We start from the raw sequence: 19,844 nt of genomic DNA, 5'->3' as shown, positions 1-19,844 counted from the left end.
GTGTGCCAGGCTTTTCGAAGCCTGGCATTTTAAATTCCCCCGGTAAAAAAAATCCCCCTAAACAAGTAAAATACCTCCTCACAGTTTGAAGCAAATGATTGCTATAATGTGATTATATAAAGTTTCCGGAATCAGAAGTATGAAGTACCCTGAGAGATCAGTCTTAAAAAATGGAAACTTATAGAAGGAGGAACAAGGATGAAGAAAAAGATTTATGGTTTGAAACGCTGGCTCGCATTGACGCTGGCAAGCTCATTAATCTGTACCCTGGTGCCGGACATCGACACACTGGCAGCTGCTTCCGGGCCCAATGCAGAGGAGGGAGCCGTGACACAGGGGGCTGCAGAGGAACCCTGGATTGCATCACCTTATGTTAATGAGAAAGGAGAAGTGGTAGAAGGGCTTGAAAATGCAGTCAATGGAAAGCGCCATTGGCTGGAAACGGATGAATCTCTGCCGGTTACAGTGACGGAGGATAGTGGTAGCATTACAATTGGAAACAGCATTGTTGAACGCCGCTTTCAGCTTCCCGGGGAAGGCGGAACTGAATTTTACACAGACAGCTACAAAAATCTGTATATCGATAAAGAGATGATGGATGGGGAAACAGTAATGCCGGAAATTTATCTCGGATTATATGATAAACCTTACCGGGAGGTATACAGTGATGAAGGAATCAAAATACATAGGGATTCAATTGCATCTGCGGACAATACGATAGAGATACCGGACAGCTGTATCAAAGTGGATCCGGATTACTACTATGTAGGAGGAACCCAAAATAACAACACCTTTGTGTTTGACGGATATACAATCAGCGAAAGCTGTGAAAAGCCCTTTGAATGGACTTCTAGCGAAATCTTCGGAGATCCGGCGGCGAAGGAGTGGCCGCCGAAAGGAAAACACCTGGAGTTTAATTTTTCAGCACCAGACTCATTTCCGGAATCCTATCAGGGAATAAAAATAAAAATTATCTACGAAATGTACGACAATATCCCCGCAATGAAAAAGCGTGTGGAGATCGTAAATGAAGGAGACAGCCAGATTATGATTGGGCGGCTGGCACCGGAAGTAATCAATGGAAATCAAAATATGGATGATCTGCTGGCTATGGAAACCACATACACCTGCGGAGATCAGAGCACACTTCCCATTAACCGCCCGCTTCCCTGCAAATGTGACCTGGAAAAAGAGGGAAGCCCATTTCTGGGACTTCAGGATATCACCCACAGCTGTTATGAAGTCGGGCCGGCTTACGAACTGGCAAAGGGAGAATCCATGATCGGGTTTGATACCTATGAATTCGTACACAGCACCTACTGGTTTGAATTGAAAATGCGGGAACGTCTTGGTATTTACCGCACACTGTTTCCGTGGATCACAGATAACCCGCTGACCCACCATAATACAGGGAGATTGACAAAGGAAGTCATTGATCATGCAGCAGAAGCTGAATTTGAAATGATCATACAGTCTTACAGTGCTCCGGATGAATCCAAACAGATGCTTGCCCGGGATCAGGCAACTCTGGATAAGTACAAAGAGCTGGTGGATTATGCTCATAGCAAGGGAATTGCAATCGGAATCTACCAGGCACAGTACACGAGAGGACAGTACAGCCAGAATAAGGAGTATGGTACAAACGCAGAAGGACAGTGGGGTGCCTCCATGTGTCTGGCATCCGCAGCCTTTGATGATTATTGGGATAATTTTAAAAATTTTGTACAGTATACGGGGTTGGACTGTGTGGAGATTGACGGTACCTATCCTGGAAACTACTGTAACTGCGGGGAACAGCACGTGAACAAGGATAAGGAAACGGATCCGGCGAATCCGTTAGATGCAGATACTGGAAAAGCATCAAAATACAAATTCCACAACGGTGTCTTTGATTCCCAGGTTAAGCAGTGGGAAAACGGAGTCCGCATGATGTGTGCAGAATTCCGTGATATGGGTGTATTTGTAAAAGTGCCTGCATGGTATTACTTAAACGGCGCCAACAAATGCGGTATCGGATATGAAGAGGCAGCCTGGAGCCAGCCGAGACAGGAGCAGCTGCTGTATGGCCGTCAGCTTATGCATAATGCTTCCTATGGCAGAACAATGTCCATGAGCTGGTCTCATGTACCGTTTGCAGAATATCACGGCGGCGGCGGGGACGCAGCGTTCCAGCCTTTCAAAGAGAAGAAGGAGGACTATAACTGGGTGATCGCCCAGAATATAGGGAACGGAGTCAATTCTGATTTCCGGGGACCGGCATTATTTGACGATGGAACACAGGATATTCTGAACAAGTGGGTAGAATTTTACAAACGTTACCGTGGGATTGTAAACTCCGATATGGTTCATATTTCCCAGGCAGCCTATGATGCTGCAGGTACCAACCGGCAGCGTGGCGTTAAAATGGATACTTTATACCATGTCAATGCAATGAATGATGGGGAAAAGGGGCTCTTATGGGTATATAACCAGACCGATGAGAAGAAAACCGAAGTAATCAGTGTACCGATGTATTATACCGGGCTTGCAAAAGAACTGAATTATCCGCCGGTGCCGCTGAAAAATTCTATGGGTAAAAATGTCCACAGATATGGCGCTTATCCGCCGAACTACAGCTGGCTTCCCCAGTCTGAACCGAATTACAGACAGCCGGATGCCCTGGCTGGTGATTATGGGCAGGCAGTCTTTATGCGTGAAGGAGTTCAGGAGAAAGTATTGTCCATTGACTCTAACGGAAATGCACAGCTGGAAGTGACTTTGCCTCCTATGAGTTTTACTTATTATAGTATTTATAATTCTGAGGAAGCGCCAAAAGTCAGCCTGGAGGTTGGAAAGGTGACCGGACTGACCGCTCAGGAGGCAACCGAAAATTCGGTAGTGCTTGACTGGGATAAAGATGTTGCCTTTAAGATGATCGAAAACGGTATTGAAATTGAAAAGCCGACAGTTACGGTTGACAGCTATATGGTATACAGGGACGACGAGCTGATCGCACAGACTATGGAAAATACATACGAAGACACTTCCCTGGCGGAGCAGAAGAACTATGTTTATACGGTAAAGGCAGTCGCAAAAGGTGTAGAAGGCAGCTTAAGTGATCCGGTTTCCGTAGATACAAAAGCAGATAACAATGCACCCCAGGTTACAAAAGTGGAAGCGAGAAGTGATACGGTCATTGAAGTTCTATTTAATGAGGCAGTAGATACTAAGACCGCAGAAAATATCGGAAATTACAGTGTCTCCGATGGCATCAGTGTGAAGGAGGCCCGGGTTGAGGAAGCGAAGGTTACGCTGACGACAGATACACTTTCCATGCTGCAGCCGTACACCATAAAGATAGAAAATGTCTGTGATGCTTCTGCGGCAAAGAACCAGATGGAAGTACACAAACAGAAAATTATCTACGGCTACATTGCCAAGTTTGGATTTGAAAAAGCAGGTGAAGGGCTGATTACGGATGCGTTCGGCAATTATACCGGAAAAGCCAATAATATGGAAACACTGGAGCAGACCTACGGCTCCGCAGCAAGACTGAAAGAAGAAAAAACTTCTTATGGTAATCTGGGAAGCGGACTGCTAAAGGGGATGGACCAGTACTCTATGAGCCTTTGGTTTAAGACTGATTCAGAGAAAAAACAGATTTTACTGAGCCAGGGGCAGGAAGGAATTCCGGCAGACGATCTGACACTTACGGCGGAGACGGGAAGCCTGAGCTTCCATGCCAGTGATGCAGACAGTAAAGAAGTTGCACTCAGCGGCGGAAATGTTCTCCCCGGAAAATGGAATCTGGCGGTGGTTGTAAGAGACGGACAAACGTTTACGCTTTATTTAAATGGGGAAGCTGTGGACACGAAGACAGCTGACATTGGTGTAAATGACACCCAGAATGCTTTACTGGCCGGTGCCATGAGGAATAATGCAGGCGGTGACCGCGTGAACTATTTCAGCGGCGATATCAGCGAAATATCATTATATAATGTATCTCTGCAACAGTCAGACGTAACACTTTTGGAGCAGTCGGGATTCGTTGCGTTCAGTGCAGCTGCGGACTCAGCTAAGTCATTGGATGAGCGCCTTTACACGGAGGAGAGCTACAAACCGCTTGGAGATATCATTCAGGAGATTGACAAAATGGATCCGGTAAGCATAATGCCGGCGGAGATTGTTGATTTGATGAAACGTATGCAGGAAGCGATGAATGGTTTAACTCTAAAAGACAGCAATAAGTCGTTAACGGCACTCTACCATATGGACGAGGCTAAGGGAGATGTTATTTCCAATGCGGTGCAGGGTTATAATGCCGGGTTCATAAATGGACAGTATATGCGTATAGCTACACCTTTCGGACGTGGTGCCTATATGTATGAAAAAAATCAGAACTATATCTCCATTCCGGATTCTCCCATTGCAGGGCTGGATACGTTTAGCGTACAGGGATGGTTTAAGCCCCAGTTATTTTTAGACAATGAGGTTACGGATACCGAAGATGATTTTACCCATGTCAGAGGAACTCCAAAACAGGTACTGCTGTCAGATCAGGGCGGAAATATGGTGCTTTCACTTCAACAGAGAAAACTGGTTCTGGAAGTTTCAGACGGCGCACAGACGCAAACTCTGAAGTCCGCAGATGAATTTGCAATGGAACAGGTAACAGGCGGAGAATCCCGTCAGGCATGGAACCATTTTGCAATTACCCGCAGCAAAGATACCTTTACCCTCTACTTGAATGGAAATAAAATGGGAGAGGTCTCCCAGCAAGGTGTTGACACAGGAAAATCCTTAATGATAGGTGCGAAGGAAAATGATGAAAAGGTCAGAGAACTCCAGTACAACGGCCTGGTGGATGAATTTGCTTTCTATAGTACAGCGCTTGGACAGGATGATATAAATGCTTCAGCAGAGGCAATTCCGTTCCGGAAATCAGAGAGGGAAAACCTTGCGCTGAATAAGACACTGAACAGTGACGGAATGACAGATCCAAAAAGGCTGAATGATGGTAAAGTATTGGATTATGCAAGTAAGGATACTCCCTGGACGGCACGTTCCAATGGTACATCGGATGGTCTGAAATACCAGATTGATCTGGAGGCTTTGTATGACATTGATACGGTTTCCCTTACACAGTTCTTCCGCAATTATAATAATGAAGAATTGAGAAGATATCGGGATGTGGTAATTCAGATATCCACAGACAAAGATTTTGCACCTGAAAATACAACAACAGTCCTCAATACCGATTCGGATAACAGTATGGGGTATGGGGCAGGTACCGATCAGACTTTCTATAGCTTTGAATTAGGCAATGATTTGATTCTTGATAAACCGGTAACGGGACGATATGTACGCCTGATAAACAGCGGATTCTATGGACTTAGCGGAAGCTATTCCGGATATGTTAATGTATCCGAGCTTGAGGTTTACGGCTCAAAGGCTGCAGCCAGACCGGAGATCAAGGTATCAGCTGATGACGTGAATCTGAAAGTTGCGGGAGACAGAGAATTTGTAAAAGTTACCACTGATCTGGATACAAACCTGGCCGATTTAACCGTTGAGTCCCAAAACGAAGAAATAGCAGCAGCAAACTGGAGTAAAGCGGATGGCCTGCAGATCAACGGAGTGGGAAAAGGGAACACGGATATTATAATAACGCATCCAAAGGACAGCAGTATCACAAAGGTTATTCACGTAACCGTTGAAGGTCTTGAGCCGGATGCTGTTATAAATGATGATAACGAAGCAATTGTGTATAACGGAAGCTTTACTTATTACAGCGGCAGGGGCGGTGATCCGGATGGCGTTACAGAGTATAACAGAGACATCCACTATGGAAATCTAACAGGTGATTCGGCAGAATATACCTTTACCGGAACCGGAATTGATATTATTACAACGGTTAATACCGATGGCTGTCTTCTGGGCATTACCATAGACGGAGAGGCACAGAATGATGTCAATACCCTGATCCCAAATGAAAGATATTTTAAACGGGCAAACCAGATGTGTGTATTCAGCAAAACGGATCTGTCTTATGGGGAGCATACAATACGACTGGAAAATAAAGGCGGAAATATCACAATAGATGCACTGCGCACCTATGCTGATGAGGACAAGATTGTGGATAAGACCCAGTTACAGCAGGTGCTGGAAACAGCAGAAGCTTATATTCCGGATGCTTATACAGAAGTGAGTTTTGCCGTACTGGAAGCTGCTATTGCAGAAGCAAAAGCGGTTTATGAAAATGAATATGCGGATCAGGACGCAGTAGATGAACAGATTGGAAAGCTTCAGGATGCAATTGCACAGCTGGAAAGTATATTGGCGGATCTGACGCAGTTACAGTCCTTATACAATGCAATTGAACAACTGGATACGAGTATCTATACAGAAGAAAGTGCAGCAGCATTGAAAGAAGCAATGAATAGAGCAGCCGAAGTTCTGAAAAAAGAAAATGCAACAAAGGCAGAAGCAGCCGAGGCTGAATCCGGATTGCTGGTAGCGTTGGCAGGACTGGATAAAGTGGAAACGGAGCCGGAACCGGAAACGGATAAATCACTGGCGAAAGCTTTATACAATGCATACAAAGAACTGGATCTGTCCGGTTACACAGATGACAGTGCAGCTGAATTCACAGATGCACTGGAGGCATTACAGATAATGATTGACAAAGAAGACGCAGCGCAGGAAGAAGTAGATGCAGTTATAGCAGATCTTCTGTCCGCAGCAACAGCACTTAAGGTACAGACGGAAGATCCGGAGGTACCGGAAATCGAGACAGACTTCTCGATGCTGAACGTTCTTTACTATGCATATGCCGGACTGGATACCGGAAAGTACACAAAAGAAAGTGCAGATGCTTTCCTTGCAGCACTTCATCATGCAGAGGTAGTACTGAATAACCCAGATGCAGACCAGACAGCAGTGGATGAAGCGGCAGCAGCACTGGCAAAAGCAGCAGCAGAATTAACAATAGAGCCGGAGACACCAGAGATCACAACAGATAAAGCGACTTTAAAAGTGCTCTATAGTGCCTATGCGGGACTGGACACAGCGAAATACACCCAGGCCAGTGCCAATGCACTGAAAGATGCCGTTGCCCGGGCGGGAGCTGTATTAAACAATGCACAAGCAACCCAGGAACAGATTAATCAGGCGGCATCCGGGCTGATGGCAGCAGCAACCGGACTGGAACTGAAACCGGTGAAACCGGAAGAGCCTCCCAAACCGGCAGCACCTGCACTGAAAAAAGGCCAGATACTTACTTATAAAGGAATCCGGTATAAAGTGACCAACCCAACACCGGGCAAAGCAACTGTATTAGTAGCCGGGGCTTCTAACAGGAATGTAAAGAAAGTAACTGTTCCATCAACGGTAACGTTAAAAGGAGTAAAATGCAAGGTAACCAAGATAGGGCAGAAATCCTTTAAGGGTTACAAGAAGCTGGAACAGATTACCATTGGTGCAAATGTGACTGCGATTGGACAACAGGCATTCTATGGAGACAGCAGACTGACATCTATTACCGTTAAATCAAAGGTACTGAAGAATGCATACAGCAAGTCACTGAAGGGAATTTCTTCAAAAGCAAAGATTAATGTCCCGAATTCAAAAGTGAAAGAGTATAAGAAAATATTTAAGAACAGAGGACAGAAGAGCAGCGTAGTAATTAAGTAAAATCAGTATCAGCAGCATCATAATCAGAAACAATGCCCTTTTCCCGGCAGAAAACGGTTTAACCGCAGCCGGGAGGAGGGTATTGCAGCAGAGAGAAAAAGGAGGCACATCATGAAACAAAAAGATACGAAAAAGATAATGGCACTTACCCTTGCAGCTGCAATGACATTTTCGGCACTGCCGGTGGAATATGCCAATGCGAAAGAGGCAGATCCCGTGCCGAAGACACCATTAATTCAGTTTGATATGGAAGTACTGAATGGAAGCAGCCTGACAAACCTTGCTAATGGAGAGGCAGTTGCGGTTACCGGAAATCCGAAGCTGGAAAAGGGGAAGGAAGGGGAAAATGCACTGCGTCTGGATGGGGATACCTATATCGATTTAGGAACCAGTTTTCAGCCGGAAAAGGATTACACGCTGATGGGATGGATCAAACAGGACCCGGGGGCTGCAGACGGGCAGGCTTTTGTATCCCGCAGTTACAGCAGTGTTATAGATGACCAGCTGGGAGTAATGTTAAAAAACGGTACGGTTATCCATGAGGTGTCTTTTAAGAAGGGAAGCGGCAATACAGATTATCAGGCTATCACCAGTCCTGGGGATGCACCTGCGGGAAGATGGAATCATATAGCAGTGATTCGCTCAGGACCGGAAGTAAACATTTATATTAATGGTGCTTTGGCACAGTCACAGGGGGGCCTGTCGGAAGAGGCATTTGCCGAAAACAGTAAAAATATGTATGTGGGAAGAGACTGCGATAAATCCGGAACACCGTATACACAGCACGCATATCGCGGATTAATGGATGATCTCCGTCTGTATGATACTGCGTTGGATCAGGAAGAGATAACAGAAATTTATGAAGCATGCCGAAATGGTTTTATTGTGGAAGAAGTCAGCAATGGAAGACTGGTGTTAAAGCTGGATAAAGAACCCCAGTCGGCACCGGATATTTCAGATTTCACCGTGGAATTTAAAGAAGGGGACAAGTATCTGCCGAACAGTCTGAAAAGTTGTGATTATGACCATGATACCCAGCAGGTAACACTTACTTTTGATGAATTAGAAAATCATACACAGGGAGATAAGATATTTTCCATAAGTATTACTTACCAGGATGATATGTTGACCGAACAACTGACCGTAGCTCCGGCGGGGGATAATCAGGTTCCAGAGGCAGTAACAGGTGGTGTAATCAACCTTTCCACAAAACTGGGAAATGAACCCCATGTAAAAGGAATGCTTGAGGTGAATTATGAATTTAATGATCCGGACGGTGATTCGGAAGGAGATACAAAATATCAGTGGTATGCATCCGATACAATTGACGGTGAATATGTACCCATAGAAGGAATCCGTACACGTACTGTGATCCTTCTGGATCAGTATGTAGGAAAATATCTGAAATGTGAGGTTACGCCTGCAGACTGCTATGGCAATGTGGGAGAGCCCAGGATGAGTGAGCCAGCCGAAGCACCGGTTCAGGCAACAAAAGGCAATCCTCTCACAGACTGGATGTATGAATCGGGTTATGGCGTGTCCCATCACTTTTTATCCAATTACTTTAACCTTCCTCATGTTTATTCCAGCCCGGAAGAAAAATGGGATAGGAACAGCATGACATGGGATGAGTTTGTAGGGCAGTTTGATGCCGAGGCATATGCAAAAGAGATTCACGACACCGGAGCGAAATTCGTGATTCTTACCGTAGGGCAGAACTCGGGCAGCTACTGTGCTCCAAACCTGGTATACGATCAGTATATGCGTGAAGCAGGCCTGCTTGGCGAAGGTGAGGCTAATCCAAAAACAGTTTCTATGGAGAATGACCTTCCGATGCGTATTGCGGATGCATTGGAGAAGTATGATATTAATTTAATTCTGTATCTGCCTTCTAATCCTCCTCACAGTGCCAGCTGGGATGAAACAGGTACACCAAACGGCTATGGATATTTTTCTGATTACCTGGTAACGAAAAAAGTATTTGACTATACTCCGGGAACAGATGGTATTCCAAATCAGAGATCCAGGAAAGTGCTTTCTGAAATGGTTGAATGGTGGTCCCTTCATTATGGGGAGAAGATATCCGGCTGGTGGTTCGATGGCTGCTATCCATGGGGAATTCTTCAGAGTCAGATGGACATGAGCCTGGAGTACAATCTTTCTACTTTGGCAAATGCTGCAAAAGCAGGCAATCCATACAGCATTGTTACCTTTAACCAGGGACTGGATGTTGGCTGGGCATTTAACAAGAGTAATCCTTACCAGGATTACACGGCAGGAGAGTCACAGGGGTTGGATACGTTTCCGGTAAAAGGACGCTGGGCAAAAGACAGCACAGACTGTCAGAATTTCATGTTTGGTCCGATTGGAAACCGGGATAACTGGTCGGCAGGCTGGGGCTGCAGCGGCACTTCACGTACCGAAGAATTCATGATAAATGCAATCAAGAATGGAATGGGAAATGATTATGCCATGGGATTTGATACCAAAGTAAATATATTTGGACATCTGGATCCTGATCAATACCAGCAGCTTGTGGCAGTGAAGGATGCAATCAGAGGCGGGGATGAAATCCCGGCAGACCTGATACAGCTGCAGTCATTATATGACGCAGTATTACAGATGAATATGGATATCTATACAGAAGACAGTGCAGCTGCCCTAAATGAAGCAATGGGTATTGCATACGCTGTCCTTCAAAAAGAAAATCCCACTAAGTCAGAAGCCGCAGATGCAAAGTCCCGGCTGCTGGTAGCGATGGCGGGACTGGAGAGGATAGAAACAGAGCCGGAACCGATAACAGATAAATCACTGGCAAAAGCATTGTACAGCGCTTATGGGAAACTTGATCTGTCTGGATACACAGAAGAAAGCGCGGCAGCATTTGCGGACACACTGGAAGCATTACAGCTGATCATTGAAAAAGAAAATGCAGCTCAGGAGGAAGTGGACAGTTCCATAGCGGATCTTCTGGCTGCGGCCGCAGCATTGAAAGTTTTACCGGAAGAACCTGCGGAACCAGAAGTTAAGACAGACTTCTCTATTCTGAATGTACTTTACCAGGGATATGCCGGACTGGATACCGGAAAGTATACTACAGAAAGTGCAGAGGCTTTCCTTGCAGCACTTCATCATGCAGAGGAAGTACTGAATAACCCAGATGCAGACCAGACAGCAGTGGATGAAGCGGCAGCAGCACTGGCAAAAGCAGCAGCAGAATTAACAATAGAGCCGGAAACACCAGAGATCACAACGGATAAAGCGACTCTAAAAGTGCTCTATAGTGCCTATGCGGGACTGGACACAGGGAAATACACCCAGGCCAGTGCCAATGCACTGAAAGATGCCGTTGCCCGGGCGGGAGCTGTATTAAACAATGCACAAGCAACCCAGGAACAGATTAATCAGGCGGCATCCGGGCTGATGGCAGCAGCAACCGGACTGGAACTGAAACCGGTGAAACCGGAAGAGCCTCCCAAACCGGCAGCACCTGCACTGAAAAAAGGCCAGATACTTACTTATAAAGGACTCCGGTATAAAGTGACCAACCCAACACCGGGTAAAGCAACTGTATTAGCAGCCGGGGCTTCCAACAGAAATGTAAAGAAAGTAACTGTTCCATCAACGGTAACGTTAAAAGGAGTGAAATGCAAGGTAACCAAGATAGGGCAGAAATCCTTTAAGGGTTACAAGAAGCTGGAGCAGATTACCATCGGTGCAAATGTGACTGCGATTGGACAACAGGCATTCTATGGAGACAGCAGACTGACATCTATTACCGTTAAATCAAAGGTACTGAAGAATGCATACAGCAAGTCACTGAAGGGAATTTCTTCAAAGGCAAAGATTAATGTTCCGAATTCAAAAGTGAAAGAGTATAAGAAAATATTTAAGAACAGAGGACAGAAGAGCAGCGTAGAAATTAAATAAAATCCAGCAGAACAAGCTAGTACAGCATTGCGCAATGCTGTACTAGCTTGTTCTGCGTTGTATGTTGTGAATACAGCGGTGGGCAGAAAAACGGTTTCTCGCTGAGCCTATGTAAAAAAAATCCACCCATACATGTCAAGTCTGTGTATTCCTTAAACACGGGTTGGCTGATAGAATAAAGACATAACAAAACAACACGAAAAGGTGAAGGAGGAAATATAATTATGAAAGCAAGAACAAGAAAAATAACAGCACTGTTAGCAGCAAGCTGTATGAGCGTCGGCCTACTGGCAGGATGCGGGGGTTCCGGAGAAACTGTAGCAACAAAAGGAGAAACAGGAAAAGAAACAGCAGAGGCATCCACGGAAAAAACCGAAGGAAGCACGGCTGGAAATACAGAATCAGATACCGCGGCTGCGGATGCAGGCAGTGAAGCAGGCAGCGAAGGGACAGCTGAAAGCACCGGAAAATCCATTACCCTGATGGCATCCCAGAACTGGGTAAAGGATATTGACAGAGAACTGTATAAAAAATTCCAGGATAAAACAGGAATCGAAGTAAAGGTTCTTGTGACTCCGGACAACGGTTATGATACCCTGCTTGGCACTTCACTGTCAGGAGGAAGTAATGCAGTGGACATGTTTATGTATGCGGCAGGTTCCAGTATGGTATCAGCGGGAATACAGGATGTAGCGGTAGATCTTTCCGGAGAATCCTGGACAGCAGACATGGAAGACTGGGCAAAAACCGCTAACAGTTATTCGGATAAAGTGATTGGATTTAGTACATGGGGCGTAGATTATGAAGGTATTTTATATAACAAGACCCTGTTCGAAGAAAATAAATGGGAAGTTCCTACTACATGGGATGGCTTTATGGCTCTTTGTGATCAGATTAAGGAAAAGGGAGTGATGCCGCTCTATGAAAGTATCAATGGTGTATGGCATGCACAGAGCTGGGTATATGGTCTGACACCGGCAATGTATGAAGAAAAACCAGATTTTCCGGCTTACCTGAACGAAAGCGCTGACAATAAATTTGCAGACATAGCATGCTTCAAAAAAGGTCTGGAGCAGATTGAACAGTTAATTTCCGCAAAAGACGGCGGGGAGCCTAAATACTATACCAATGATGGACAGTCAGAGGATTTCTTCGGAAGTTATCCATCTCTACAGAACCGTGAAACAGCAATGATGTTTACTTATTCCGCTTATGCGGCAGAACTTGCGGCAAACGGCAGCACAGACGAATGGGGAATGTTCCCGGTTCCATTACTGGATAACCAGACCGGTGTATCCAATGGCGGCGGTGTATCCAAATTTATCAATAAAAACAGTGACAATATTGAAGAGTGCAAAATGCTCCTGAATTTCCTGGCTGAAAAAGAAAACCTGGAAGCGTATTATGCAGCACGTACAGACCTGGTAACTGCTGCATTCAAAAATGTTGACAGTGTAAGCACAACAACTGCTACCACAGATATGCTGGAACGCAGCAAAAAGACACCGGAAGTTATGTTCATCAAAGATGTATTATATTTTGACAGCAATGTTTACCAGTACATACAGGGGTTTGCGGAAGGCACATGTACGGTAGACCAGTTTATTGAAAACTGTGACAATTATCGTGCGGAGATGTTTGAAGTGGCAGCCAGCGAAGCTGCTCAGTAGGGACATAATGATGGAGTGAAATTGAAAAATTTCACTCCATTCTTAAAAAATCAGGAAAACAAAAAGAGAGGAATCAACAGTGTATAATAAAAAAATTTATAAGAGTTATTTCACGGTTCCTGCAGTTGTGGTTTACACCCTGCTCTTCATGGTTCCAGTGGTACTGAATTTTTACTTTTCACTAACGGATTGGAATGCATTAAAAATCAGTGGAGAAACTGCAAGATTCATCGGTTTTAAAAATTTCCAGAAAATTTTCCAGAATCCGGAACTGCTGTCAGTAATCGGCAGGACTGTACTGTTTGCGGCAGTGACGACCATATTTAAAAATGTAATTGGATTTGCTTTAGCACTTGCATTTAATGAAGGAATGAAGACAAAAAATGTATTAAGAGCAGTATTCTTTCTGCCGGCAATGTTGTCACCCTTAATTATTGGTTTGATTTTCGGATCTATATTTATGAAAGCAGGATTTGCCAATCAATTACTGAGTGCCATCGGGCTGGACAACTTAAGCAGGGCCTGGCTTACTACAAAGGAGACGGCGCTTGGTACCACGATGTTTGTAGAAATCTGGAGACAGGTCGGATTTAACATGGTAATTTACCTTGCAGGACTTCAGCTGATTGATAAAAGTTACTATGAAGCGGCTGCCGTAGATGGTGCCAATGGATTACAGAAGATGCTTTATATCACCATTCCAAGGATTATGCCATCTTTTATCATTAATCTGTTGCTGAACTTATCTCAGGGATTAAAAGCCTTTGATATTATCTTTGTACTGACAGGCGGTGGACCTGCGGGATCCACAGAACTTATCAATACATTGGTATTCAAAGAGTTTGGAAAAGGATTATATGGAATGTCGGCAGCATATGGGGTTATTGTATTTATTATAACAGCAATTTTTGGAATTGCGGTCCTGAGGATTAAGGACGGCAGTGATGATTAGGAGGGAACAAATGAATACTAAGAAGAAAGCAAATATGTTATTGATCGCAAAGGAAATATTCTTCTGGGTACTGGCACTGATTGTCATCGTTCCATTCCTGATTGTAATCTTTAACGCATTTAAAACAAAACCAGAATCAATTAATATGGAATTAACGCTTCCTGCAAAGCTTCATTGGGAAAACTTCAAAGAAGTGTGGGTGACCGGAAACATTCCGCGGTCCTATTGTAATAGTTTTATTATCAGTATCACCTCCGTAACCGTATCTGTTTTATTTTCTTCTCTGTGTGCTTTTGTATTAAGCAGGAGCAGAACCAAATGGAATAAAATTCTTTATGTATATTTTGCCATGGGATTAATGTTTCCCGTCAGCATGGTAACAATTGTGAAGGTGCTGCGGGTATTGCACTTATATAATAGTTTAGCAGGTGTTATTATATTATTCATAGCTTTGATTCTACCAATGAGTATTTTCCTGTTTTATGGATTTGTATCCGGGATACCAAAAGAATTGGATGAAGCAGCGGTCATAGATGGTGCAGGGGCTTTTCGGGTGTTCTTTCAGGTCATTTTTCCACTGCTGAAACCGGCAGCTGTAACCGTGTTCATGATTAACTTTCTGAACACCTGGAACGACTTTACCGTTCCGCTCTATGTATTACCGGATCCGGACAAAGCAGTCATTGTCCAGCAGGTATATAATTTCTATGGAACGTATACAGCCAATTGGAATTTGGTAAGTGTGACCATATTGTTTGCAATATTACCAGTCATGGTGGTTTATCTGGTTGGTCAAAAATTTATTATCTCAGGCATGGTGGCCGGAGCAGTGAAGGGTTAGGAGGAAGTGTAACAATGATAACAGCAATTTTGATTGGAGCAGGACAAAGAGGCGCTTTCGTTTACGGGGAATATGCTAAGAAGCATCCGGAAGAATTCAAAGTGGTGGCAGTTGCGGAACCACTGGAAGAAAGGCGGACAGAGTGCATTCAGACACATGGGATCAGCCCGGACAGGGCATTCACAGACTGGAGGGATCTGCTGGCACTTGGGAAAATAGCAGATTGTGCCATGGTGTGCACCCAGGACCGGTTTCATCTGGAACCAGTCAGAGAATCGCTGCGCCAGGGATACCATGTGATGTGTGAAAAGCCTATGTCCCCCAATCCGGAAGAATGTGTGGCAATGGGCGAGTATGCAAAACAGTATAAAAAAACTCTGACTGTCTGTCATGTTCTGCGCTATTCTCCTTTTTACAGTGCATTGAAAAATATTATAGACAGCCAGGTAATCGGAGATATTATCAATATCCAGCATCTGGAATGTGTAGGTTACTGGCACCAGGCACACAGCTTTGTCCGGGGGAATTGGAGAAATTCCAAAAGCAGCAGCCCTATGATACTGCAGAAATCCTGTCATGATATGGACATTCTCGCATGGCTCACCGGCAAAAAATGCCGGAAAGTTTCTTCTTTCGGAGCACTGACCCACTTCAAAAAGGAAAATGCCCCAAAAGGAGCGGCCAGGTATTGTATGGGAGGATGCAAAGCAAGAAGCCAATGTCCATACGATGCAGTGAAAATATATCTGGAGCAGGAGGAATGGTATTCGGAAACCATACGGAAGGTAGTAGCACTGGAAGGTACCAATGAAGCAGTCAGCCTTGCACTTAAGGAAGGTCCTTATGGAAGATGTGTATATGACTGTGACAATGATGTAGTTGATCATCAGGTGGTCAATCTGGAATATGAAGATGGAGTGACAGCCAGTTTTACCATGTGTGCATTTACAGGAAAAGGAAGCCGTGTAATGAACATTATGGGAACCCGTGGACAGATTCTTGGAGATATGGAAGAGAATACCATTGAGGTACTGGACTTTCTCACCGGAAATTCTGTTAAGACTACCGTCAAGACCGGTAACTCCGGACACAGCGGAAGCGATGATAAGTTTATGGAGGGATTTCTGAAAACGGTGCAGACAGATGGGGCTTATTCCTTGTCAGGGGCGGAAGTATCAGTGGAAAGTCATTTGGTGGCTCTTGCAGCAGAAGAGTCCAGAGTAACCGGAAAAACTATAGAAATGGACGAATACCGGAAGAAAATAGCTGAAAGAATATAGAGTGCATTTTAAAGTTATATATTTACATATCACCCCCAAAATTAATAAGAGTGATGCTTGTAGTAATCGTAACTAAATGATAGAATAATAGAAACGGTCATAAATATATGATTGCAATATCAGAAAAGAATAGGAGGAAGGTCTATGCAAAGTATTTTGCACAGGCCTTGAATCGTATCAGAATGGAAAAAGAACCGATAGTAAAAAAATTATTCCGAACGTATATTTTCTGGATTATAATATGTATTTTTGTGATACTGTGCAGTACGGTTTTGTATGCCGGAAATGTAATTAATTCTAATATTACGGAAACTCAGAAGCAGCTTACTCTGAGTATCAATCAGAATATAGAAAATTATTTTCAGGATATGAATGATTTTTCCATGGAGCTTATAAAATCCAGTATGTTTCGTGAGACAGCTCTGGGCAGGCTGCCGGAATACTATGAAGAAGGCCGCAACACGGTAGATTTATTCTCCAATCTTTATCTGGAAGCTTATAAAATGATCCAAAAAAAATACCATGTTGGAATTATTACGGATCAGAATTACTATATCTGGATGGGGAATGAATACTTTATTGAACGTCTCCCAAAAAAGGCACCTGATACATATCAGAATCTTGTAAAGGATGGAAGTGCGGTCATAAAATATCTGGAAAAAAATGAATATCTTTTGGAGGCTATGGGAAACAGATCCGTTACTGATAAAGACAATTCAAAAATAACATTGTCCAGAAGTTTTGGAGGCAGCAGCTTTTTTTATAATGGATCTGCGATTTTAGAAGTACAGATGGATGCAGATGAATTTACAGAAGATATGCGCAGGCTTTCATCCAGCAAAAATGAAGCGGGGCTGCAGATCCATATTCTCAATGACGCAGGGGACACGATATTTTCTGAGACGGAATTAGACAGCAAAAAATTTCTGGAAGAAAATGACTGGAAGCCAGGAAGCTTTCGAAAAAATGGCTATTACACCTATGTCTATAAGATTTTCAATTCTGACATTTATGTACTCTACACCATATCAATACTTAGTTATTATAATAAATTACTAACATTTTTGGGGATTACTATTATATTTTTTCTGATTATTACGGCACTTATGATTGCGGTAAGCTATCGTGTCTCCAGAGAGATTTCCAAACCGATTCATGAAGTCTGCCACGAGCTGAGAAAGGTGGATCTGGCGCAGGGAATCCGGTATCAGCGGGTGGATACGGATATTCTGGAACTGGATTATCTTTCCAACTCGATAGGAGAATTGAATGAAAAATTAGAAGAATCCATGCATCACATTATAACGTTAAAGGATTTTGAAATACACTCAAAGCTTCTTGCATTGCAGGCGCAGATGCAGCCGCATTTTCTGGTAAATACTCTTACCACCATGGGATCTATGGCAGAGGAAACGAAGAATCAGGATATTGCAAGAATGTGTTTGAATCTGACACAGATGTTTCGCTATATATCGGCAGAAGAGAGTGAAGGTGTACGCCTGTTTGAAGAGATGAAGCATGTGAACAGATATGTGGATATTATGAAGGAACGTTTTCCAAATGCACAGGTTGATAGCGATATTCCGCTGGAGATGATGAATATCCGGGTTCCCAAACTGATCATCCAGCCCCTGGTAGAAAATTCATTTAAATACTGCAACCGCAGCAAGCCTCATATTAAAATCGCAGGAGAATTGCAGGATGGAAGATGCTGGAGCATAAAGGTCTCTGATAATGGCGCCGGTTTTTCAGACAGCAAGGTGGAAGAAATCCTCAAAAAGTGTGAAGAAAGCATGGATGGAGTTAACAGCCTTTCCACTAAGATAGACGGTATGGGACTAGTAAATGTATATGTAAGGCTTCAGCTTTTCTATCGGGAAGAAGTAGTCTACGAGATAAATCAGGAAGGAATTGTAATTGGAGGGAAGGTTTTATGAAGGCAGATGAAAAGGGAAGTATCAAAGCGATTGTTGTAGAGGATGAACTTAAGATAGGGACTTATATAAAGCACAAAATAGAATATCTGGACCCATCCATTACCGTGGCAGCCCTGGCGGAAAATGGGAAGCGGGCGCTGGCACTAATTGAAGAACACCAGCCCCAGGTAGTATTTACGGATATCTCTATGCCGGTGATGGACGGGCTGGAATTATCCAGAATTGTTAAAAATACTTATCCGGGCATGATCGTGGTCATTATCTCGGGATACTCAGATTTTTCCTATGCCCAGAAGGCTATCAAATATGGTATTTTTAATTATATTCTTAAACCTCTTGAGGATGAAAAACTATTAGATGTGCTGTTTGATATAAAGAAGAGTCTGGCTTATTCGAAAACGAAACAGGAGCGGCAGGTTCTCTATTCGGATGCCTATATGTTTCAGCAGACAGCCAGAGTCCGGTATGCAATTTTTTCCGTATGTATCGGAAATCTGTTTTACGATATTGAGGATGTTGTACTCACAGAGTACTACAGCAGGATTATACAGGAAATTCCCTGGAGAAAATTAGCGGAAGAGCTTTGCAGAGACGGACAGAACTGGTATCTGGCAGACGAACAGGTTGTTAATCAGAAGATAATCGGAATCCAGATCAGAGAAGAAGAGGACGGAGAAACAGAGAATCTGGCAAAACGATTAATGTCTTTATTAGAACTAAGAACAGGGCTTGCAATACATATCTGCCTGTCAGAACAGCTTGTGCAATATGAAGATGTATGGAACCTGACCAAGCGGTTACGCCATTTAATGCAGCAAAAATTAGTGATTGGGCAGTCACAGATTCTATTTGTAGAAAAAGAAAAAGAGGATGACCAGGGAATTCTGGATATCGTTAAAATGAAATTAAGCAGCTATATCAAAAATTATTTTCTGCATACCGATTTGAAGAACTTTACCGACGAGATTCAGATAGTTTTAAAATATATGATTCAAAACAGATCGACCCAGGAGAACATAGAAAAGGTAAGCTTATACGTTCTGAAGCTGCTGGAACTATCCGGTCAGGACTGCGAGGCAGCATTTCAGGAAGATATACAGATAAGGCAGCAGCGGTGCATCGGTCTCTCAGCAACGGAAGATGAACTGATCGAAAGTCTTATGGGATGCTTTCAAAAAATAGGAAGATATGTAGAGGAGCTCTATGAAAAGAAGGTAGAGACGAGGGTACTGGAATATGTGGACAGTAATTTCCTGACCCTGGAAGGTCTGGAGCAGGTAGCCGATGTGTTTGGATATAATTACACTTATCTGTCCCGTTTGTTTAAAAAAATGTCCGGTGTATCCATGAATAAGTATATCACGGAAAAGAAAATCACTCTGTCAAAACAGATGCTACGAGAGCACCCGGAGATGGTTCTGGAAGAGGTGTGTGAATTGTGCGGATATAACGATTGCCGGTATTTCAGCAGGGTTTTTAAAGCGCAGACAGGGATAACGCCCAGTGAATACCGGTGTTTATGAATTATCATTCATCTTAGGCAGGAGGAAATAGGAGGAAAAA

The 19,844-nt window shown here is 43.7% G+C and carries 8 protein-coding genes; all 8 read left to right on the top strand.

The window, feature by feature from the left end; all coding sequences use genetic code 11:
* The first annotated feature begins 198 nt into the window (after positions 1–198).
* Positions 199–7,671, top strand: a complete 7,473-nt coding sequence (locus CD03_RS0101545; protein WP_027292123.1) for a LamG-like jellyroll fold domain-containing protein — start codon at positions 199–201, stop codon at positions 7,669–7,671.
* 111 nt (positions 7,672–7,782) lie between these two features.
* A complete protein-coding gene (locus CD03_RS35615; protein WP_052377611.1) occupies positions 7,783–11,601 on the top strand; it encodes a LamG-like jellyroll fold domain-containing protein in 3,819 nt (1,272 codons plus the stop codon).
* 224 nt (positions 11,602–11,825) lie between these two features.
* Complete coding sequence (locus CD03_RS0101535) at positions 11,826–13,271, top strand: ABC transporter substrate-binding protein (protein ID WP_027292122.1); 1,446 nt, start codon at positions 11,826–11,828, stop codon at positions 13,269–13,271.
* Positions 13,272–13,350: 79 nt separating this feature from the next.
* Positions 13,351–14,223 (top strand): carbohydrate ABC transporter permease, encoded by an 873-nt coding sequence (locus tag CD03_RS0101530; protein ID WP_027292121.1) that lies wholly within the window; start codon positions 13,351–13,353, stop codon positions 14,221–14,223.
* A 10-nt stretch (positions 14,224–14,233) separates the two neighbouring features.
* Complete coding sequence (locus CD03_RS0101525) at positions 14,234–15,064, top strand: carbohydrate ABC transporter permease (protein ID WP_027292120.1); 831 nt, start codon at positions 14,234–14,236, stop codon at positions 15,062–15,064.
* A 14-nt stretch (positions 15,065–15,078) separates the two neighbouring features.
* Entirely contained in the window at positions 15,079–16,344 is a 1,266-nt protein-coding gene (locus tag CD03_RS0101520; RefSeq protein ID WP_027292119.1) for a Gfo/Idh/MocA family protein, read from the top strand.
* A gap of 107 nt (positions 16,345–16,451) precedes the next feature.
* On the top strand, positions 16,452–18,281 hold the full coding sequence (locus tag CD03_RS0101515) for a sensor histidine kinase (protein WP_081820072.1): 1,830 nt from the start codon (positions 16,452–16,454) through the stop codon (positions 18,279–18,281).
* A complete protein-coding gene (locus CD03_RS0101510; protein ID WP_027292117.1) occupies positions 18,278–19,804 on the top strand; it encodes a response regulator transcription factor in 1,527 nt (508 codons plus the stop codon). Before CD03_RS0101515 ends, CD03_RS0101510 begins: the two co-directional genes overlap by 4 nt.
* Positions 19,805–19,844: the final 40 nt, after the last annotated feature.

It is taken from the genome of Robinsoniella sp. KNHs210 (genome assembly GCF_000686105.1).
Taxonomy (GTDB): domain Bacteria; phylum Bacillota; class Clostridia; order Lachnospirales; family Lachnospiraceae; genus Robinsoniella; species Robinsoniella peoriensis.
Note: the sequence above shows the minus strand (reverse complement) of the source record. Positions and strands in the feature narration are given on the sequence as shown.